The organism is Cryobacterium sp. AP27 (genome assembly GCF_056680495.1).
Map to the genome: position 1 here is coordinate 2,956,828 of NZ_CM155285.1, position 19,596 is coordinate 2,976,423.

Here is a 19,596-nt window from a genome sequence, read left to right on the forward strand (position 1 = left end):
GCCGGGCGGGCTAGGCCCCCCCGGCAGGGACGAGCTCGGGCTGGGGCTCGTCAACGGCACCGGGGTGTGAGCGTTCGAGCGAGGCGCCCTCCACGTCAACGTCGGGCAGGATGCGGTCGAGCCACTTCGGCATCCACCAGGCCGCGTCACCCAGCAGGTGCATGACGGAGGGGATGATGAGAAGCCGCACGACGAAGGCATCGAGGAGCACGCCGACCGCGAGCCCGAATCCGATCGACTGGATCATCACCGAGTTCGAGAAAACGAAGCCGGTGAAGACGGACATCATGATGAGCGCGGCGGCGATGACGACCGCACGGCCCGCATGCAGCCCCCGTTGCACGGCGAGACGGGCGGGGGTTCCATGCACGTACGCCTCACGCATCCCGGTCACGAGGAACAGCTGGTAGTCCATCGCCAGCCCGAAGAGGATGCCGACAACAAGGATGGGCAGGAAGCTCAGGATCGGCCCCGGATCGTGGATACCGAACACCGGGCCGAGCCAGCCCCACTGAAACACCGCCGTAATGGCGCCGAATGACGCGAACAGCGACAGCACGAACCCGAGCGTGGCGGTGACGGGCACGAGAATCGAACGGAACACGAAGATCAGGATGAGCAGGGACAGCCCTACGACGACAAGCAGGTAGAGCGGCAGGGCCGCTGCGAGTTTCTCGCTGACATCGATGTTTCCCGACGCGTTTCCGGCGACGCCCAGAGACGTGACCCCGGTGATCTCGAGCCCGCGCAGATCGAGCACCAGCTGCTCGGTCGTCTCGCTCGTGGGGCCGTCGGTGGGCACCACCTGGAAGGCGAGGAGCAGGTCGTCGTCGGACGCGCCGATCGGAGCGACGGCAGCGACGTTGTTCTCGGCCTTCAGCAGGGTGCCGATGCGCACCTGTTCGGCGATGAGGTCGTCGGCAGAGACGGCCTCCTCCAGGTCGGCGACGACGATCAGCGGGCCGTTGACACCCGCGCCGAACTTGTCGTCGGTGAGCTTGTAGGCCTTGTAGGCGCTCGAGCTGACCGGTTCAGAGGACCCTGCCGGCAATCCAAGCCGCATCGTCAGCGCCGGGAGCGCGACGACCAGCAGCACGGCAATGCCGGCGATGACCGTGACGACGGCGCGCACGGTGTTCATCGGCTTCTTCGGCAGGCGAGACACGCTGTGCGCGTGTCCGATGCGGCTACGCGCCTTCTTGGTCAGAATCCGGGCGCCAACGAGGTGCAGCAGGGCCGGCGCCAGCGTGACGGCGATGAGGATCGCCATGAGCACGCAGACCGCGGCGACCGTGCCCATGAGTCCGAGGAACGGGACGCCCGTGAGATTGAGGGCGAGCAGCGCGATCAGCACTGTGGAACCGGCGAACACGACGGCGTTGCCCGACGTGCCGTTGGCGAGGCCGATTGACTCCTCCAGGGGAACGCCGCTGCGCAATTGCACGCGGTGCCGGTTGAGGATGAAGAGGGAGTAGTCAATTCCGACCGCGAGGCCCAGCATGACGCCGAGCACCGGCGTGACGGACAGCATGGTGACGGTACCCGACAACGCGAGGGAGGCGAGAACGCCGACACCGACACCGATGATGGCGTTGACCAGGGGCAGGCTCGCGCCGATGAGCGTGCCCAGCATGACGAACAACACGATTGCGGCAAAGATCACACCGCCGATCTCACCCGGGCCGAGAACCTCCGGGATGCTGGACGCGATATCGTTGGACACCTGAACCTCGACGCCGTCGATCTTGGCGTTGTTCATGGCGTCGACGAGTGCTTCTTTTGCCTCGGCGGATACGAGGTTGAGCGATTTGTCGAACTGGATGCTGGCGACCGCCGTGGTCTCGTCCGTCGAAACCAGCCGGATTTCCGCCGCGAGGTCAAGTAGATCTGCACCCTGCTCAAGGGTCGTGCCCTGCGTGGCGAGCTCAGCCTGTCCCTGATCGAGGGTGTCCTGCTGGGCGGCGATGTGGGCGGTGCCTGCATCGAGCTGCGCCTGCTGGGCGTCGAACTGGGGCTGGGCGGCAGCAAGTTGGCCCGCCGCTTCGGCCTGAGCCCTGGCCGCATCGAGCTGTGACTGGCCGGCGGCGAGCTCGGCCGTGGCGGCGTCAATCTGCGCCTGGCCGGCATCCAGTTGCGCGGCCGCATCGGCGATCTGCCGGCGACCGTCGGTGACCGCCGCGGCCTGGCCGTCGATCTGCGCCTGGGTGTCGAAGGGATTCGTGGTCGCCTTGACGTCCTCGAGGTCGACGGTGTCGGCGAGCAGGCCCTCGATCGCCGTCTTCTGGGTGTCGTTGAACGCCGAGTCGTCGGTCGTGGTGAACACTACGGTTCCGCGGCCACCGCTGGCGGCCGGGAACTTCTCCGCGAGCTCGTCGCTCACCGTTTGGGTGGGCGTGCCCGGAATGCTCACCGCAGAACTGAGCGCGCCGCCGAAGAGCGCGAACGCACCGCCGGCGAGGGCGAGGATCGCGAGCCAGGCCACGATAACCAGCCAGGCTCGGCGTGCGGAGAACCGACCGAGTCGGTAGAGGAGGGATGCCATGTTGATCTGATTCTTTCGTGAGGAGAAGCTAGGCGGAAGAAGGGCGCGGAGCGGGTCAGCTCGGCGTGGTGCTCGGAGTGGTGTATCCGGAGCGGATGGTGGCGATGAGGCGGTCGAGCAGTTCGTCCCACACTTTTCGGGAGTCCGCGTCGAGGCTCGCGCCCGTGCGCGCAATCCAGTACTCGGAGACGACGGCGACGCCGTTCATCAACGAGCTGACGAGCACGGCGACCTCGAATTTGTCGATTTCGCTGCTGCGATCAGCGATCTCGATCGAGAGCTGGTCGGTGGTGCGCGTGAACACGTCGCCGAGAGCGCGTTGGGAACGATCATCGCCTCCGTCGGCGTTGAGCACCCCCGCCAGGTAGGCCACGGCGGTGGGCAGATCGATGTCCCGCACCGCCGCCGTGATGTCGGCGAACAGGGTCTCCCGGCTGCCGTCTCCGGCCGGCGTCGCTGCCGTCGCCGCGCGGAATTCGTCGACGACGGCGCTGAGCACGCGCGTGCAGGTCGTCATGATCACGTCGTCAAGCGACGAGAAGTGGTTGAAGACGGTGCGGCGCGAGACGTCGGCACGCTCGGCGAGCTCGTCCACGCTGAAATGCGGCTTGCCCCGCTCGCGAATGAGAGAATCCGCCGCATCCAGAATCGCTTGCCGGTGCCGCGCTTTGAGCCCCGCGCGTCGGTCGGGGGCGGTGCTCTGAGCTGTCACGTAATTACACTACGTGCAACGACGCACAAAGTGCACCTCCCCGCGTGAAAATTCTTGCGCGACGGCATGGCGTTGCATCAGGGGGGTACCGCGACTATGACACCGCCGTGATCAGCAGGTTGAACTTCATTCAAAGCGGCCACGCGGCCGGGCTCACCCTCACGGAGATCACCAGTGTTCTGTCCCTGCGAGACGCGGGCCAGGCCCCCTGCTCCCACGCCTCACTACTGCCGGCTCGTAAGCTGGAAGACGTCCGACCCCGCCAACGGGAGCTCGCCGCGTTGGCCGCGGAACTCCAGACACTCATCGGAGCCAGTCAGGTGCAGGACCCCGCCGAATGCGGCGAGGCCGACATCTGCACCATCATCACCAACCCCAGACACGGCCACGGTGGCGGTGGCGAGCCAACCCCCCACAGGCTCATGGAGGTACAGGAAAACCCCTGAGGCCCGGTGTTCACACGGGATTCAGGGGTTTGTATGACTGCGGAGACGGTGGGATTTGAACCCACGGTACCCCGTAAAGGGTACTCCACCTTAGCAGGGTGGTGCACTAAGCCGAACTATGCGACGTCTCCTTGATGCCTGCGTAGACAAACATACCTGCCTATCCTACCCGACCATGAGCCGGGTTCGTGACGAGCGCCCCGCGTTCCGCGGCAGTGGCTACTGATCCTTGAGCGTACGCCCGGCCGTGCAGGTGTAATCGGCAGCCGTTTGTCCGGTCACGGACTCGTCAAGCACGGAAACGGAGGGGTCGACAGCCTCTGGAGCGGGGGTCACTGCCGGGTCCACGGGTGCGGCCGGATCCACCGGGGCCTCGACCGGAGCGTTCGGGTCGGCCACGGTCCCCGATCCGGTCGTTCCGCTCAGCTGCACCGACCGGTCGGCGGCGACGGCTTCGAACATCTCGTTGAAGGCCGGCTGCGACGGAACCACGCCACCCTCGACGTTGCCGGTCGGCACCTGGGCGAAGACGACCTTGCTCAGGTCGATGTCTTTCAGGGCCACCGCGATCGAGGCAAGGACCGGCACACTATTGAGGCTTGCGGAGAGCTGCATGTTGCCGGTGACGGCCTTAGCCAGCGAGTACACCTTGGTGGGGTCCGAGAGGGTGTCGGCGCTCTTGATGGTGCGCACGAGCGACGACATGAACAGCTGCTGGTTGTTGATGCGGGTCAGGTCGCTGCCGTCGCCCACACCGTGGCGCGTGCGCAGGAACTGCAGCGCCTCAAAGCCCTGAAGGGTGTGCTCGCCGGCATCGAGGAACGTGCCCGTGTACTCGTCTTCGATGGGCTCGGCGACACACACCGGAACGCCGCCGACCGCGGTGGACATGGCCATCACGCCACTGAACTGCACCTCTGCGGCAAACGGGATGTCGAGGCCGGTGAGCTTCTCCACCGTCGCCACCGTACAGGCAAGCCCGCCGTAGGTCAGCGTGGTGTTGATCTTCTGACGACTCATCGCGCTGTAGGAACCTTCGCCGTCCACCTTGTTGCAGGACGGAATCGGCACGAACATGTCGCGGGGGAAGCTGATGACGGATGCGTTGCTGTGATCCTCGGAAATGTGCAGCAACATGGTCACATCATTGAGGTCCCCGGTGGAGTCCTCCGGGCCGAAAACCGCATCCTGGCCCTTACGACTGTCACTGCCGACGACGAGCAGGTTGACACCGCCCTCGATGGCACCGATCTGCGGAACCGGACCCTTGGTCTCGTTGTCGAGGTGCACTTCGGGCTGCACGCTCGACGCCACGTCGAACGTGGCGATCGCGGCAACCGAAACTCCGCTGACCAAAACCACGGCCAAACCCGCCGCGACGAACCGGGCCACCGTCTTGAAGGCGCTCGAACGCTTCAACCGGCCATGGCGCGCCACCGTCGAGAGGTTCTTCGAGCCGTCCGAACGGGGGCGGAGTTGGTCGCTCACTCAAGTCCTTTCATCGGCGTGCCGGCCATGACACTGTCACACATGTAGAAAAAACGCTGCGGAGGGCGTGGGATTCGAACCCACGAGACATTTCTGCCCACCAGTTTTCAAGACTGGCTCCATCGGCCGCTCGGACAGCCCTCCCGGTTCGTCCGAAGATGAACACCGCCCGATTCTACACGGACGGGAGGGTTCCCAGAGTGACAGAAGCACCTGAGCAGGTGCTGAAGGCCCCTACAGTGTGGCCAGCACGACAGCGAGACCGTCGCCGACGACCGTGGCCGTGACCTCGTTTGCTGCAGCGAGAACGTCGTCGGGAGACTCCCCCATCGCCACGCCGCGTCCGTGCAGGGCCGCCCAGCTGAGCATGTCGATGTCATTGCGTCCATCACCGACGGCCATCACGCGCTCGCGCGGTATGCCCAGCTCCATGCGCACCCGTTCCATCGCGGTGGCCTTGTTCACTCCGTCCGGTGCGATGTCGAGCCAGGCCGTCCAGCCGATGGCGTAGCTCACACGGTTGAGCCCCATGCGCTCGACCACGGCGAGGAAATCCTCCATGTCGTGGTCCGGCGAGATCACGACGACACGGGTGGCCCGGTGCCGCAGCAGCTCGTCGAAGTCGACGCGCTCGCTGTCCATGCCGATCGTGGCATCCGGAATCGGTTCGGTGTAGCGGTAGAAACCGTGCTCGTCTTCCACCGCGAATCGGGCATTCATCAGGTGCGGGCGGACCGAGTTGAGCACGTCGCTCGGGTCGAAGGTCTCCACCCATTCCCGGCGGTAGCCCAGCGGCGCGCTTGCATCGCGGTGCATGGTGATGGCGCCATTGGAGCACACCACGTAGCGCGGCGAAATCGACAGGCGATCCAGCACCGGCAGTGCGGCCGCGGCCGAACGCCCGGTCGCGAGCATGATGGCGTGACCGGCCTCCTCCAGGCGTCGGACCTGTTCGACAATCGCGTCGCTGATCGTGCCGTCTTCGTGCATCGTTGTGCCGTCGATGTCGAGGGCCACGAGCCAGGGCTCCACCGTCAGGCTCATTTCGCCTGGCCCTTCGGCGAGAGCGGTTCCAGCAGCTCGAGGCCACCGAGGTAGGGGCGCAGCGCCTCGGGAACGCGCACCGAACCATCCGCCTGCTGATGCGTTTCGAGGATCGCCACAATCCACCGGGTGGTCGCGAGGGTGCCGTTGAGTGTGGCGACCGGGCTGGTCTTGCCGGTCTCCGTGCGGTAGCGGATGTCCAGGCGCCTGGCCTGGTAGGTCGTGCAGTTGCTGGTGCTGGTGAGCTCACGGTACGCGCCCTGGGTGGGCACCCAGGCCTCGATGTCGAACTTGCGGGCGGCACTCGAGCCGAGGTCGCCGGCAGCTACGTCGATGACGCGGTAACTGAGGCCGAGCGACTGCAGCATGCTCTCCTGCAGCGCCACGAGGCGGTCGTGCTCGGCCTCGGCGTTTTCGGGCAGCACGTAAGTGAACATTTCGAGCTTCTGAAACTGGTGCACGCGGATGATGCCGCGGGTGTCTTTGCCGCCGGAACCGGCCTCACGGCGATAGCACGTCGACCAGCCGGCGTAGCGGAGTGGCTCCTCGCTCAGCTCGAGGATCTCGTCCTTGTGATACCCGGCCAGCGCGACCTCGCTCGTACCGGTGAGGTACAGGTCGTCGCCCGGCAGGTAGTAGACCTCGTCGTTGTGCTCGCCGAGAAACCCGGTGCCGTCCATGATTTCGGGGCGCACGAGCGTGGGGGTGATGAGCGGGATGAAGCCGGCCTCGAGGGCACGGTCAAGGGCCATGTTCATCAGAGCGATCTCGAGGCGGGCGCCGATGCCCTTGAGGAAGTAGAACCGGGTGCCGGACACCTTGGCGCCGCGGGCCATGTCGATCGCGCCGAGCAGCTCGCCCAGCTCGAGGTGATCACGCGGCTCGAAGTCGAAGGCGGGCGTGTCGCCGTGCGTGCGCAGCGTCGCGAAGTTCGCCTCGTCGCCGGCTGGAACGCCGTCGATGATGGGGTTCGCGATGCTCTTCGCGATCTTCATGAAGCGGTCCTCGGCCTCGGCGGCCACAACACCGGCGGCCTTCACCTCGGCGGCCAGCCCCCGAGCCTCGGCCACGAGGGCCTTCTTCTGCTCGGACGGGGCCTGAGCCACGGTTTTTCCGAAGAGGTTCTGCGTCGCCCGCAGGTCTTCGAACGCCGTGATGGAGGCGCGCCGATCGGCATCCGCCACGAGCGCCGCGTCGACGGCCTCGACGGAGTCGCCACGAGCCTCCTGCGAACGCTTGAAGAGGTCGGGGTTTTCGCGTAACAGCACCGGATCAATCACACGCCTCAGTCTACAAGCGCCTCGCAACGCGACCCGCTACCCTAGGCATCGTGACTGCCTCCGGCCCTCCCCCCACTTCTCCGCATGCCGCCGTGGTGTACAACCCCACGAAGGTCGACATCACGAGGCTGCGCCACAGCGTCGATGCGGCCGCCACCACGCACGGCTGGACCGACACGGAGTGGTTTGAGACCAGCGAAACGGATGCCGGCCAGCAGGCCACGGCGCACGCCCTGGACGCCGGCGCCACGCTCGTGCTCGTGGCCGGAGGCGACGGCACGGTGCGGGCCGTGGCCGAGGCGCTGAGGGATTCCGGCGTGGGCCTCGCGATTGTGCCCCTCGGGACCGGCAACCTGCTCGCGCGCAACATGCAGCTGCCGATCGGCAACCTCGATCACGCCACCGCCATCGCGTTCGGCGGGGTGGACCGGGCCATTGACGTGGGCGTCGCCTCGATCAAACGCGAAAACGGAGACACGAGTGAGCACGTGTTCCTCGTGATGGCGGGGCTCGGAATTGACGCGGAGATGATCGCGCACACCCGCGCGGACCTCAAGAAGCAGGTGGGCTGGTTGGCCTATGTGGACGCGGGCGTGCGGGCCATTCCGCAGAGCAAACCGTTTCGCATCCGCTACAGCCTCGGCGGCCGCACCGATCGCCCGGCGCACGTGAGTGGCATTCTGGTGGCCAATTGCGGCCTGCTGCCGGGAAACATCCAGTTCCTGCCCGATGCCCGCCTCGATGACGGCGTGCTCGACATCGCGGTGCTGCAACCCAAGGGCGTGCTGGGCTGGCTCGCGATCTGGCGACGGGTCACCTGGGAAAACGGGGTGCTGCGGCGTTCGGCGGTGGGCCGCCGCCTGATCGAACGCACGGCCTCCACGAACGAACGCGTCATGACGACGTTGCGCGGGGCCGATATTCGCATCGTGGTCGAGCATGCGCAGCAGTTCGAGCTCGACGGCGACGAATTCGGCCGAGTGCGCATCGTGGCGCTCAGCGCCGACCCCGGCGCCCTGCAGGTGCGCGTGCCGGCGCCGTAACGGTTCGGTGTCCGCACCAGCAGGCGCGGCAGCGATCAGCGGCGGGCGGCCCGCCACTGCCAGGCGTGCCAGAACAGCAGACCAAGGATCGTCGTGAGACCGGCAGCCATCATGGAGGGGGTCAGCGACCACAGAACCTGGCGGAAGGCCATGTCGAGCTGCTCCCGAGCGGCATCCAGCCCGGTGTAGCTCCGGGTCGGCGACATGGCCTGCATTTGCAGCCAGGCGCCGCCCACGGCAAGAAGCGGGCCGAGCAGCCATAGGCCGATGATGAACGGGTTGCGCCGGGCGAGACCGGGCCTCGTGCCGGGGTCAGTCGGGAGCGCCTCGACGAGCTCGGATGCCGCGGTCGGTGCCGGTGTCCCCTTCGGCCCGGTCTCGCGGAGCGCCGCCAGCTGGCCGAGAATGTCCGCAAGCAGCTCACTCTGCGCCTCCGCCTCCGCTGCAACACCGGCGCCGGCAGGCGGTTCGGTAGTCGCCCGGGCAGCAGATGGCGCGGCGTCCGGCGCCGGCACCCGACCCGCGTCGCCGGGTTGATAGCCCCGTTGGAATCGTGCGTCGTGGCGCGGATCGAAAGCGGGATCGGTCACGATGGGCTCGGTTCGCCCTCGACCAGGTTGTCGAGCCAGGCGCGGGCCTCGATGAAGATCTCATCGTCGTAGCGCGAGGTGAATTCGTTCGGGGTCTTGTCGGCCCGCGGGTAGGAACCGAGGAAGAGAACATTCGGGCTGAACCGGCGAAGGCCGAGCAGCGCATCGCTCATCCGCTCGTCGAGAATGTGGCCGTCGGCGTCGATGACGAAGCGGTAGCGTCCGAGGGCATCCCCGATGGGACGCGACTGGATCAGGCTCAGGTTCACCCCGCGGGTGGCGAACTGTTCCAGCATCTCGAGCAGGGCGCCGGAGCGGTCGTCGGGCAGCTCCACGATGAGACTGGTTTTGTCGGCGCCGGTGCGCGCGGGGATCGCGGTCTGGCGCGCCACGAGCACGAAGCGGGTGACGGCGTTCGGGTTGTCGCCGACGTCGTTCGCCAGCACGACCACGTCGTAGTGCTTGTCGATTCCGGGCGGGGCGATGGCAGCATCGGCGAGGCCGTCCTCAAACAGAGAGCTCGCCGCGGCCACGTTGCTTGACGCGGGAATGTGCCCGTGGTTGGGCACGGTCTGTTCCAGCCAGCTGCGGCACTGGGCGTAGGCGACCGGGTGCGCGTTGATCACCCGAACCTGTTCGAGTGTGGTTCCCGGTCGGGCCACGATCACGAATTTCACCGGTACCAGGTACTCGCCGATGATGCGCAGGCCGGGAACGCTCGCGAGCGCATCCTGAGTGGCCGACACCCCGCCGTCGACGGAATTCTCAATCGCGATCATCGCGGCAACGCTTCGGCCGGTCACCACGTCGGCGAGGGCTTCACCCACGTTATTGACGGACCGCCAGGGCTTCCCCTGCGCCTCGGGGACCTGCGCCAGAGCAGCCTCGGTGAAAGTTCCGGCGGGCCCGAGGTAGCTGTAGGTGAGATTGGAGGTTTCTGGCATGGCAGTCAGCCTACTGCGGGTGCCAGTATGGGCATATGAGCGAACGCGCAGGAACTCCGGCCCAGGAAAAAGATCTGATCGATGTCGATGCATTGGTCAAGGCGTACTACGACCTGAAACCCGATGTCGACATCCCCGCACAGCGGGTGGCGTTCGGCACATCGGGCCACCGAGGCAGTTCTTTCAACACGGCGTTCAACGAGGACCACATCATCGCGACCACCCAGGCAATCGTGGAGTACCGCGCCGGCCAGGGCATCACCGGGCCGCTGTTCATCGGAACCGACCCGCACGCCCTGAGCGGGCCGGCGTACACGACCGCCCTTGAGGTGCTCGTGGCCAACGGCGTGCGCGTGCTCGTGGATGAGTTCAACGATTATGTGCCCACCCCGGCGCTGTCGCACGCGATTTTGGCGTACAACCGGGCGGAGAACGGCGACCTGGCCGACGGCATCGTCGTGACGCCGAGCCATAACCCGCCCATGGACGGCGGCTTCAAGTACAACCCGCCGCACGGCGGCCCGGCCGACAGCGACGCGACCTCGTGGATCGCCGACCGCGCCAACGAGCTCATCGCCGGCGGCCTAAACAACGTGAAGATGAGCGAGCCGAGCGCCGTGGAGACCTACGACTTTCGGGGCAACTACGTGAACGACCTCGAAAACATCATCGACATGGCCGCGATCAAGACCAGCGGGATACGCATCGGCGCGGACCCGCTCGGCGGAGCCAGCGTGGGCTATTGGGGAGCCATCCGTGACCGGTATGACCTCAACCTCACGGTGGTGAACCCGCACGTCGACCCCACCTGGCGCTTCATGACGCTGGACTGGGACGACAAGATTCGCATGGACCCGTCCAGCGCGTCGGTGATGGCATCCGTTGTCGCCCACAAAGACGAGTACGACCTGCTCACCGGCAACGATGCGGATGCCGATCGGCACGGCATCGTGACGCCCGACGGTGGCCTGATGAACCCGAACCACTTTCTCGCCGTGGCCATCGACTACCTCTACAGCCACCGTGAGGGGTGGCGCACCGATGCCGCCGTCGGCAAGACGCTGGTCTCGTCGACGATGATCGACCGGGTGACCGGCTTTCTCGGCCGCGACCTGTGGGAGGTGCCGGTGGGCTTCAAGTGGTTCGTGCCCGGTCTCATCGACGGTTCGGTGGCGTTCGGCGGCGAGGAGAGCGCCGGCGCGAGCTTTGTGCGCCTTGACGGCACGGTATGGACGACCGACAAAGACGGCATTCTGCTCGCCCTGCTCGCGGCTGAGATTCTCGCGGTGACCGGCAAGACCCCCTCGCAGCGCTACACGGAGCTGACGGAGCACTTCGGGTCACCGGCGTACGCGCGAGTGGATGCCGCCGCCACGCCGGCGCAGAAGGCCGCGCTGGGCAAGCTCAACGGAGACGCCATCTCGGCGACTGAACTGGCCGGAGAGAAGATCACCGGCAAGTTCAGTGTGGCGCCGGGCAACGGCGCCGCGATCGGCGGCGTGAAGGTGACCACGGAGAACGCGTGGTTCGCCGCCCGGCCGAGCGGCACCGAAGACGTCTACAAGATCTACGCCGAGTCGTTCCTCGGCGCGGAGCACCTGGCCGCGGTGCAGCGCGAGGCGAAGGCCATCGTCGACGCCGCCATCGCGTAGCGCAGCCGGCGGCGCGGGTTCGACCGCGCCGCCCACCGCGGGGGTGGCTCCGGTTAGGGAACGCTCCAGTAGTACGCGGTGCCACCCGGGTGGTCGATGGTGATTGCGGTGTCGACCGAGCGGAAGTCGGAGTCCAGGGTGTGCCCCGCGAACGAGATCGCGACGGTGTCGCCCACGCGCTCGACCTTGGTGACGATGCCGGTGTGGTCGCGGTCACCTGAGTTGTCCCAGTCAAACTGAACGATGTCGCCGAGCTTCACCTGGTCGCGCTGGTCATCAGTGAGGGCAGTCACCTTGCCGGAATCCGCCAGGTAGTTCATCAGGGATGTCGAGCTGCGCCAGGCCGCCGATGCCGCGTAGGCGTCGCCGGTGCGGGGGCTGTTCCACGTGGCATCCATCTGCCATCCGCGCTCAATGAGCGTCTGGCTCGCAAAGTTGACGCAATCGTTGATGCCGAGCACGCCGTATTCCGCGGTGTTGTAGGTGTCCTTGTGCCAGTGTGCGAGCGCGTAGTCGAGCTGGGCCTGGACGGCCGAAGTCGAGGGCTCGGCGGCGGCCGGAGCGACCGCCACCGGCGTCGGAGTGTCCGTCGGGGTCGCCCGCGGGGGCGCTGTTGACGCAACGGGCTCCGGTGTGGCTGCCGACGTGGCCGCGGTCGGTACCTGGTTGGCAGCGGCCTGCACGACGAGGGCGGTCGCGCCCACGGCCACGACCGCGACGACAGCAGCCGTCGCTCCGATCTTCTGCAATCGGGTAAACGCCACGTATGCCTCTATTCATGCTGTGCTGCGGGGTGAGGGGACCGGGCGGCCGTGCCGGGCCAACCGCTCGATCCAAGACAACCACAAACCGCCGCGCCGACGTAATGGCCGCGCGCGTACACAGCAGATTCAAAACTGCCCCCGTTTGGGCTAGTTGATACTCCAGTATGAGACGGTCCCGCCGGAGTTCGCGAGCGATTCGTCGACGGACTGGTCGATCGTGTCGTAGGTGTGCCCGGCGTATTCGATCTCCACGCCGGCATCCGTTTTGATGACGGCCGTCACAATACCCGTGTGGTCCCGGTCACCGGAGCGATCCCAGTCAAACTGCACGATGTCGCCCACCTTGACCTCGGAGCGCTGTTCGTCGGTGAGGGGAAGCGCTCGTTCCGGGTGCTTGAGCAGGTACGCGTCGAACGCCGTTGAACTTGCCCACGGGAGGCTGTATTGGTTGCTCGCGAGCTCAAAGGACCAGGCTTCGTCCATGGCCCAGCCGCGCTGAATGAGCGACTGGCTGGCGAAGTTGACACAGTCGGTGCCGCGAAGGGCGCCGTACTCGGCACTGTTGTAGTCGTTCCAGTGCGCCTGCACGTAGCTCATCTGCGCCGTGATGCGGGGGTCGGGAACGTAGCTGAAACTGAGTGGCTTGGCAGCTTCGGTCGGTTCCGGTGTGGCCGAGGAGCTGGGTGCTGGCGTCTCGGTGTCGGTGTCGGCGTCGGCGTCGGTGCCGGTGCCGGTGCCGGGTTCTTCGACCGTGACGATCGGCGTGCCCGCGTTGTCGAGCAGCTCGACGGGAACGACGCCGGGATCGTAATCGGTCGCCGGCGGGGTTTCAATCGTGATGCTGGTCTCGGTGGCGGAGACGACCGTGCCGGCGTTGGCCCCGAAGTTCACCGTGGCGACGGTGTCGAGGTCGGCTCCGGTGAGCGTGACCACGGTGCCGCCGGTGACCGGTCCGGTGGACGAGCCGTCCTCGGGAATCGGTGTGACGGCGTCGGCGGAGACCATGCTGCTGACCGAGGGGACCGTCGCCTCGACCGGGGCGGGGGCGACACTCGCGGCGGGGCCGGGAGCGGAGGCGGACGGCGCGGCGGTCCCCGACGCTCCCGCGGAACTGCCCGTGTAGGCGAGCCCCAGGGCAATGACAATGGGAGCGCAGGCGACCGCCACGGCACCGATGAGTACGGCGTGGTGGCGATTGGTCTTGCGCGCGGCGGGCTTCGGCGAGCGAGAGCGGCGGCCCTGAGGAGCCACGTGGTTCTTCTGCGGGGCGCGACGGATGCGCGGCGCGACACCGTCCGTGTGCGCGGGCGACGACGCGTCATCTGCTCCGGCAACGATGGCGGCAACGGCAGCGGGTGCGGCTGCGGAGGCCGGAGCCGTGGCACGGCGGGACTGAGCGAGGGACTCGCGCCTGGTCAGGTACTGCACGGGAGGTGTCTCGTCGACGGTCGGCTCCGCGGCCTGCGGGGCGAGTCCGAGCTGGGCGAGCCCGTGCTCTTCTGCGGGCGGCGGCGAGACGATGCCGTTGCGAGGCGTGTTCTGGAGTCCATTGCGCAGCCGGTCGCGAGTTTCAGTGTGAAGCTGGTCGCGGTGTACGGGAGTGGATTCTGGGCGCACGGATTCGTTTCTTTGTCGCTTACGGGGGTGCTCCACCCAAACACAGCCATCTTGGCAATCCCCTGTGCACGGCGCGGCAATGCCGCGAAGTGGACTGACGTGTGGGATCGCTCGCCGGCCTACGGATAGCCGGGGGCGGGCGGCAGCCCAAAGAATTCTTCCAGGGTGCGCACCCCTGCTGACTGCATCTCCGCGGCCAAATCAACGCCGATGTAGCGAAAATGCCACGGTTCGAACTCGTACCCGGTGACCGTGACCTTGTCGGCCGGGTACCGCAGCAGAAACCCGAACCTGACAGAGTTCTGAGCAAGCCACACACCTTCCGGAGTCTCCGCGAAACACGCGTTCAGCGAGCATTGGCCCGACTCCGCACCCACGTCGATGGCCAGACCGGTTTGGTGTTCGCTGCTTCCCGGCCGGGCGATACTCTGGTCCGCCGCGTCGACGCCCTCCGCTGTTACCAACGCGGAGTACACGCGGGTCTGCGCGGCGAATCCACGGTAGGCGCTGTTGGAGGCCAGACTCAGGCCGGCCTCGTCGCGGGCCGCTGCGAACATGGCCACCGCCGCCGCAGCTGCCTCCTGCCGCAGTTGCGGCTGCCAGGTGTGCGGTACCGCGACGGTGATGAGATCGCTCGGTGAATAGTCAGACGGCTGCAGAGACCGCTGCTTGTTCACGACCACCCACAGGCTCGCGGGGTCGTCGTTGGACCGGGCGCCACGGTCAAAGGAGGCGACGGGAACGGCCGTCGACGCCGTCGCGGGTACCGGGCGAGGCGGCAGCGGCGGGGCGGCCGAGGCCGTCGGTGTCTCAACGACCGAGGTATCCCCGGGCGTTCCGATGAAGAGGCCCAGGAAGACGGTGCCCGCGGCGATGACTACGCCCAGCAGTGCGATACCCCCACGGAACAGCCTGCGGAGGGGCGGCCGCGGCGCGCCGGGAGACTGAGCTTTTTCGGGCACGACAGAGAGCCTATCGGGGCCCACCCGTGTACCGTATCTGTATGTCAGAGCACACAGTGGCCACATGGCCGAGGGGGTTTATTTGGGGGTCGGCCACGGCCGCGGCACAGGTTGAAGGCGCCTCGCACGAAGGCGGCAAGGAAGACTCGATCTGGGATGCGTTCGCGCGAGTTCCCGGCGCCGTGCACGGCGGCGACAACCTGGAGATCGCCGACGACCATTACCACCGCATGCCCGCCGACGTGCGACTGATGCGTGAGCTCGGGCTGGACTCGTATCGCTTCTCCACCAGCTGGGCGCGGGTGCGCCCCGGTGACCGCGCGGTCAACCCGGAGGGCCTCGACTTCTACTCGCGGCTCGTGGACGAGCTGCTCGAGGCCGGCATCCTTCCCTGGCTCACGCTCTACCATTGGGATCTCCCCCAGGCCCTCGAAGAAGTCGGCGGCTGGGCCAACCGCGACACCGCGTTTCGTTTTCGCGACTACGCAGCGGATATCTATGCCGCTCTGGGCGACCGGGTCACCCACTGGACAACCTTCAATGAGCCCTTTTGCTCGTCTTTGCTCGGCTACGCGTCCGGTGTGCACGCCCCCGGGCGTCGAGAACCCCGCGCGGCGGTCGCCGCCGTGCACCACCAACACCTCGCGCACGGGCTCGCCGTCAACGACCTCCGTGACCTCGGCGCCCAGCACCTGGGCATCACGCTCAACCTCACCAATGCCGTGCCCCGCGATGCGAACGACCCCATGGACCTGGACGCGGCCCGCCGGCTCGACTCGCTGGCCAACCGCATCTTCCTCGAGCCGCTGCTGCTCGGCGCCTACCCGGACGACACACTCGCGGACCTCGAGCCGTTCGGTCTGGGCGACGTCATCCTGCCAGAGGACCTCCAAATCATCTCCGCGCCGATCAACTTTCTCGGCGTGAACCACTATCACGACGACCTCGTCAGCGGTCATCCCGACAGCGCCGTGGGCGACAGCCATTCCGGCGGAGCGGAGCGCCCGTCGGGCTCGCCATGGGTCGGTTCCGAGCACATCACCTTCCCCAGCCGCGGCCTGCCGCGCACGGCCATGGACTGGGAGGTCAACCCCGACGGGCTGCGCGCCTTGCTCCTGCGGCTCGGCGCCGAATATCCCAACCTGCCGCCGCTCTACATCACCGAAAACGGTGCCGCCTACGACGATGTCGTCGCCGCGGACGGTGCGGTTCACGACACCCAACGCACCGCGTTCATTCTGGACCACCTGGCATCCGTCGCCGAGGCCATTGAGCAGGGGGCGGACGTGCGCGGCTATTTCGTGTGGTCGCTGCTCGACAACTTTGAATGGTCGTACGGGTATGACAAGCGGTTCGGCATCGTGCGGGTCGACTACGACACCCTGGAACGCACCATTAAGGACAGCGGACTCGCTTACGCCCGGGTGATCGCGGAGGCCCACTCCGTCTGAGCGCCCGCGTGCCCGGCTGCCCCTATACCGGGGGCCCTGGGCCCCGGTCACTAGTTCAGGAGATCCGAGGCCCGACACACACATCGGCCCCGCAAACACCGGCCGGGCGGATGCGGCCGGCCGAATCTCCTGAACTAGTGACACAAACCGGGGCGGGGCGCACACAATAGGGCCCGTCGCGTGTGCGACGGGCCCCGTGGGGGTGGTGCGGGTTACTTGGTGGCGACGGTGATGGTCGCGATGCCGACGAGGAGCTGGTCGGCGACGGCGTCGGTTTTGAATGTGGAGTTCAGCAGTCCGGCGGCGTCAGCGGAGATGTGCACCGTGGTGCCGGTGAGGATGGCGTTGTCGCCGTCCATCTCGAGGGGCTTGAGGGTTCCACCGTAGAGGTCGAAGAGCAGAACCTGCGTCGCGGCGGACTCGCCGTTGACGCTCACGTCACCGAACAGTTCGGAGGTTCCCGGGTCGATCGTGAAGTTGGTCAGTTCGACAACCGTGTCACCGGCGGTCAGTGAGAAGCCGGACCCCTCGTGCTCGAGCGAGCCCTGCACGTACGGGCGCACGGTGCCGTTCGGGTCGAAGTAGTCCACGTTTCCGCCGGTGATGGGGAAGTGCAGGCTGCCCTCTTCGAGCGTCGCGTCTCCGACGGTGCCCGGCGTCAGGCCCAGGCTGCCGAGGGCGGCCGCGAAGTCGGCGTCAAGCAGAACCGCGGTGTCCACACCCGAGAGGCTGGGGATCGAGGCGAGAGGCGCTTCAGCGGTCGGGGCGCTGGACGAGCTCGACCCGGAACCCGACTCGGCGGTGGCCGTGGTTCCGGTGGAGCAGGCGGCGAGGCCGGCAACGAGAATTCCAGCGGAAGCGAGGCTGATCATGGTCTTGGAGAATGTACGCATGAGGTGGGTGTCCTTGTCTGAGTTGCTGTGATTGGTGGTGGTGATGAGGTCTGAATGGTGTTCGGTCTCATCCCCGAAAAGGTTTGGAACCCACACGTTCCGTTACCATTCCGTTACCAAACACAGCAGCCAGCCCCGCAATCACGCGGAACTTCAGCTCAGCTGCGGCACGACCTCCGCGGCCAGAAACTCCAGGTGATCCAGGTCGGAGAGGTCCATGATCTGCAGATAGACACACTCAACACCTGACTCGGCGAGCGCGCCCAGCCGATCGACAATCTCCGACGGTGTTCCGGCGAGACCGTGCTCGCGTAATTCGGCGGGCTGACGCCCCACGGCCGCGGACCGCCGGGCGAATTCTGCCTCATCGGCACCCGCGACGGCGATCAAGGCCGCGGAGTACACGAGTTCCTGCGGATCGCGGTCGATGGCCTCGCAGGCAGCACGCACCCCGGCAAACTTTCCCGGGATGTCAGCAAAATCGGGGAACGGCAGGTTGAACTCGGTGGCGAAACGTGCGGCGAGCGCGGGCGTACGCTTGGCGCCGCCGCCGCCGACGATCACGGGCACGCGAGCCTGCGTCGGCTTGGGCAACGCCGGCGAGTCCACGAGCGTGTAGTGCGCGCCCTCGAAGTTGTAGCGCTCACCGACCGGCGTGTTCCACAGGCCGGTGATCACGTCGAGTTGTTCCTCCAGCAGACCGAAGCGCCGGCTGGGGAAGGGTATTCCGTAGGCGAGGTGCTCCTGTTCGAACCAGCCGGTGCCCAGTCCGAGTTCCACTCGCCCGCCGGACATTTGGTCCACCTGGGCGGCCTGAATCGCGAGGATTCCGGGCAGACGATAGGTGACCGAGGACACGAGGGTGCCCAACCGGATGCGTTCGGTCTCGCGGGCGAGGCCGGCGAGCGTCGTCCACGCATCCGTGGGGCCGGGGAGGCCGATGTCGCCTGCGTCCCCCATTTTCATGTAATGGTCGCTGCGGAAAAACGCGTCGAAGCCGAGCCGTTCGCTCGTCTGGGCCACGGCCAGAATATCGTCGTAGGTGGCGCCCTGCTGCGGTTCGGTGAAAATGCGAAATCTCATGAGTCCTGCTCCTGATCGGTGGCGGTCTCGACGAAGGCGAGGGTCGCGGTGGATAGTGCAGCGACCGGGGCCGCGGCACCGGGGGTGGTCGCGGTCTCCGCGGTGGTGGCCGCTTGCGCGGCGCCCTCCGGGGCAGCGGCCTCCGGGGCGGCCTCCGGCACGAAGTCAACGGGCGGGCCGTATTCGGTGCCGGCCAGGAATTGCGCGTCGACGCGCGGGCCGAGTCGGGCACGCATCACCGCCATTGAGTCGGGATTCTGGTCGACGAGAAAGAACTTGCGCCCGAGCGCCGCGGCAACCGCTCCCGTGGTACCGCTGCCGGCGAAGAAGTCGAGCACCCAGTCGCCCTCCCGGCTCGACGCCTGGATGATGCGGCGCAGGATGCCGATCGGCTTCTGGGTGGGGTAGCCCGTCTTCTCCTTGCCGGTGGGCGACACGATCGTGTGCCACCAGACATCCGTTGGCAGCTTGCCCCTGGCCACCTTTTCCGGCGTGACGAGTCCGGGAGCCATGTAGGGTTCCCGGTCAACGGAAGTGGAGTCAAAGTAGTACGTGGCTGGGTTTTTCACGTAGACGAGGATCGTGTCGTGCTTGGTGGGCCAGCGATTCTTCGACTTGGCGCCATAGTCGTAGGCCCAGATGAGTTCGTTGAGAAAGCAGTCGCGGCCGAACAGCGCGTCGAGCAGCACCTTCGCGTAGTGCGCCTCACGATAATCGAGGTGCAGGTACAGCGTGCCGTCGTCGGCCAGCAGGCGCCACGCCTCGATCAGCCGCGGTTCGAGAAAGGCCCAGTAGTCCTCGAACTGGTCGTCGTAGCCGAGCAGGTCCCCCTTGATGCGCTCGTAACGCAGCCCCTTGAACCCGGTGATGGTTCCCTTGGCCTTGGTTCCCGCGCCGACCGCCGACCGCACGGATGTCGTGGTCTGGCGGGTCTGCGGTCGCCCGGTGTTGAACGGCGGGTCCAGGTAGATGAGGGTGAATGACTCATCCGGAAGGGCCGGAAGCACGTCGAGGTTGTCGGCGTGAATTACCCGACTGGCACTGGTCGGAGTCCACGCAATAGGCATCCCCCTATTCTGCCAGTC

16 protein-coding genes, 2 tRNA genes and 1 pseudogene are annotated in these 19,596 nt (G+C 66.8%); 4 read left to right on the top strand and 15 right to left on the bottom strand.

The features are described from left to right. Positions 1-10 precede the first annotated feature (10 nt). A complete protein-coding gene (locus AC1MB9_RS14010) occupies positions 11-2,542 on the bottom strand; it encodes an MMPL family transporter (RefSeq protein WP_479962544.1) in 2,532 nt (843 codons plus the stop codon). Positions 2,543-2,597: 55 nt separating this feature from the next. Then, on the bottom strand, positions 2,598-3,254 hold the full coding sequence (locus tag AC1MB9_RS14015) for a TetR/AcrR family transcriptional regulator (protein ID WP_479962545.1): 657 nt from the start codon (positions 3,252-3,254) through the stop codon (positions 2,598-2,600). Between the two features lie 107 nt (positions 3,255-3,361). Here AC1MB9_RS14015 and AC1MB9_RS14020 point away from each other — a divergent pair, with 107 nt between their 5' ends. Next, the gene (locus tag AC1MB9_RS14020) at positions 3,362-3,700 is read left to right on the top strand and encodes a MerR family DNA-binding protein (RefSeq protein ID WP_479962546.1); all 339 of its coding nucleotides are present in this window, start codon (positions 3,362-3,364) and stop codon (positions 3,698-3,700) included. Positions 3,701-3,740: 40 nt separating this feature from the next. On the opposite strand, the gene AC1MB9_RS14025 is transcribed toward AC1MB9_RS14020, so the two are convergent. The 5 genes from AC1MB9_RS14025 to serS all read right to left on the bottom strand — a co-directional run bounded on the left by AC1MB9_RS14025 (position 3,741) and on the right by serS (position 7,512). Continuing rightward, positions 3,741-3,831, bottom strand: a tRNA-Ser gene (locus tag AC1MB9_RS14025). A gap of 88 nt (positions 3,832-3,919) precedes the next feature. Then, the gene (locus tag AC1MB9_RS14030; protein ID WP_479962547.1) at positions 3,920-5,188 is read right to left on the bottom strand and encodes an LCP family protein; all 1,269 of its coding nucleotides are present in this window, start codon (positions 5,186-5,188) and stop codon (positions 3,920-3,922) included. Between the two features lie 59 nt (positions 5,189-5,247). Then, positions 5,248-5,332: transfer RNA gene (locus AC1MB9_RS14035), tRNA-Ser, on the bottom strand. A 90-nt stretch (positions 5,333-5,422) separates the two neighbouring features. After that, positions 5,423-6,232 carry an HAD family hydrolase gene (locus AC1MB9_RS14040; protein WP_479962548.1) on the bottom strand — a complete coding sequence of 270 codons (810 nt, stop codon included), beginning with the start codon at positions 6,230-6,232 and terminating at the stop codon, positions 5,423-5,425. Beyond that, positions 6,229-7,512 (bottom strand): serine--tRNA ligase, encoded by a 1,284-nt coding sequence (serS, locus tag AC1MB9_RS14045; protein WP_479962549.1) that lies wholly within the window; start codon positions 7,510-7,512, stop codon positions 6,229-6,231. The genes AC1MB9_RS14040 and serS overlap by 4 nt, the downstream gene beginning before the upstream one ends. A 50-nt stretch (positions 7,513-7,562) precedes the next feature. On the opposite strand from serS, the gene AC1MB9_RS14050 reads away from it, so the two are divergent. Then, positions 7,563-8,555, top strand: coding sequence for a diacylglycerol/lipid kinase family protein (locus AC1MB9_RS14050; protein ID WP_479962550.1), 993 nt, complete (start codon positions 7,563-7,565; stop codon positions 8,553-8,555). Positions 8,556-8,590: 35 nt separating this feature from the next. Here AC1MB9_RS14050 and AC1MB9_RS14055 read toward each other — a convergent pair whose 3' ends face one another. Next, entirely contained in the window at positions 8,591-9,145 is a 555-nt protein-coding gene (locus AC1MB9_RS14055) for a hypothetical protein (protein WP_479962551.1), read from the bottom strand. Continuing rightward, entirely contained in the window at positions 9,142-10,089 is a 948-nt protein-coding gene (gene pheA / locus AC1MB9_RS14060; protein WP_479962552.1) for a prephenate dehydratase, read from the bottom strand. Before pheA ends, AC1MB9_RS14055 begins: the two co-directional genes overlap by 4 nt. Before the next feature lie 35 nt (positions 10,090-10,124). Between pheA and pgm the strand changes: the two genes are divergently transcribed. Continuing rightward, complete coding sequence (gene pgm / locus AC1MB9_RS14065; RefSeq protein WP_479962553.1) at positions 10,125-11,741, top strand: phosphoglucomutase (alpha-D-glucose-1,6-bisphosphate-dependent); 1,617 nt, start codon at positions 10,125-10,127, stop codon at positions 11,739-11,741. A 53-nt stretch (positions 11,742-11,794) separates the two neighbouring features. Here pgm and AC1MB9_RS14070 read toward each other — a convergent pair whose 3' ends face one another. The 3 genes from AC1MB9_RS14070 to AC1MB9_RS14080 form a co-directional block, all read right to left on the bottom strand. After that, positions 11,795-12,505 (bottom strand): amidase domain-containing protein, encoded by a 711-nt coding sequence (locus tag AC1MB9_RS14070; protein ID WP_479962554.1) that lies wholly within the window; start codon positions 12,503-12,505, stop codon positions 11,795-11,797. 147 nt (positions 12,506-12,652) lie between these two features. Further along, entirely contained in the window at positions 12,653-14,122 is a 1,470-nt protein-coding gene (locus AC1MB9_RS14075) for an amidase domain-containing protein (protein ID WP_479962555.1), read from the bottom strand. Between the two features lie 119 nt (positions 14,123-14,241). Next, positions 14,242-15,084, bottom strand: a complete 843-nt coding sequence (locus AC1MB9_RS14080) for a M15 family metallopeptidase (protein ID WP_479962556.1) — start codon at positions 15,082-15,084, stop codon at positions 14,242-14,244. A gap of 41 nt (positions 15,085-15,125) precedes the next feature. Between AC1MB9_RS14080 and AC1MB9_RS14085 the strand changes: the two genes are divergently transcribed. Further along, positions 15,126-16,535: a GH1 family beta-glucosidase gene (locus AC1MB9_RS14085; RefSeq protein WP_479962557.1), complete on the top strand. Its 1,410-nt coding sequence runs from the start codon at positions 15,126-15,128 to the stop codon at positions 16,533-16,535. 212 nt (positions 16,536-16,747) lie between these two features. Here AC1MB9_RS14085 and AC1MB9_RS14090 read toward each other — a convergent pair whose 3' ends face one another. The 3 genes and pseudogenes from AC1MB9_RS14090 to AC1MB9_RS14100 form a co-directional block, all read right to left on the bottom strand. Next, a complete protein-coding gene (locus AC1MB9_RS14090) occupies positions 16,748-17,428 on the bottom strand; it encodes a hypothetical protein (RefSeq protein ID WP_479962141.1) in 681 nt (226 codons plus the stop codon). A 153-nt stretch (positions 17,429-17,581) separates the two neighbouring features. Next, positions 17,582-18,511, bottom strand: a complete 930-nt coding sequence (locus tag AC1MB9_RS14095; RefSeq protein ID WP_479962558.1) for an LLM class F420-dependent oxidoreductase — start codon at positions 18,509-18,511, stop codon at positions 17,582-17,584. A gap of 218 nt (positions 18,512-18,729) precedes the next feature. After that, positions 18,730-19,578, bottom strand: a pseudogene (locus AC1MB9_RS14100) (DNA-methyltransferase); the annotation flags it as partial. Positions 19,579-19,596: the final 18 nt, after the last annotated feature.

Coding starts and splice junctions, on each gene's coding strand:
- pheA (WP_479962552.1), bottom strand. CDS start 10,089: ATGCCAGAAACCTCCAATCTCACCTACAGCTACCTCGGGCCCGCCGGA.
- AC1MB9_RS14040 (WP_479962548.1), bottom strand. CDS start 6,232: ATGAGCCTGACGGTGGAGCCCTGGCTCGTGGCCCTCGACATCGACGGC.
- pgm (WP_479962553.1), top strand. CDS start 10,125: ATGAGCGAACGCGCAGGAACTCCGGCCCAGGAAAAAGATCTGATCGAT.
- AC1MB9_RS14010 (WP_479962544.1), bottom strand. CDS start 2,542: ATGGCATCCCTCCTCTACCGACTCGGTCGGTTCTCCGCACGCCGAGCC.
- AC1MB9_RS14095 (WP_479962558.1), bottom strand. CDS start 18,511: ATGAGATTTCGCATTTTCACCGAACCGCAGCAGGGCGCCACCTACGAC.
- AC1MB9_RS14090 (WP_479962141.1), bottom strand. CDS start 17,428: ATGCGTACATTCTCCAAGACCATGATCAGCCTCGCTTCCGCTGGAATT.
- AC1MB9_RS14085 (WP_479962557.1), top strand. CDS start 15,126: ATGTCAGAGCACACAGTGGCCACATGGCCGAGGGGGTTTATTTGGGGG.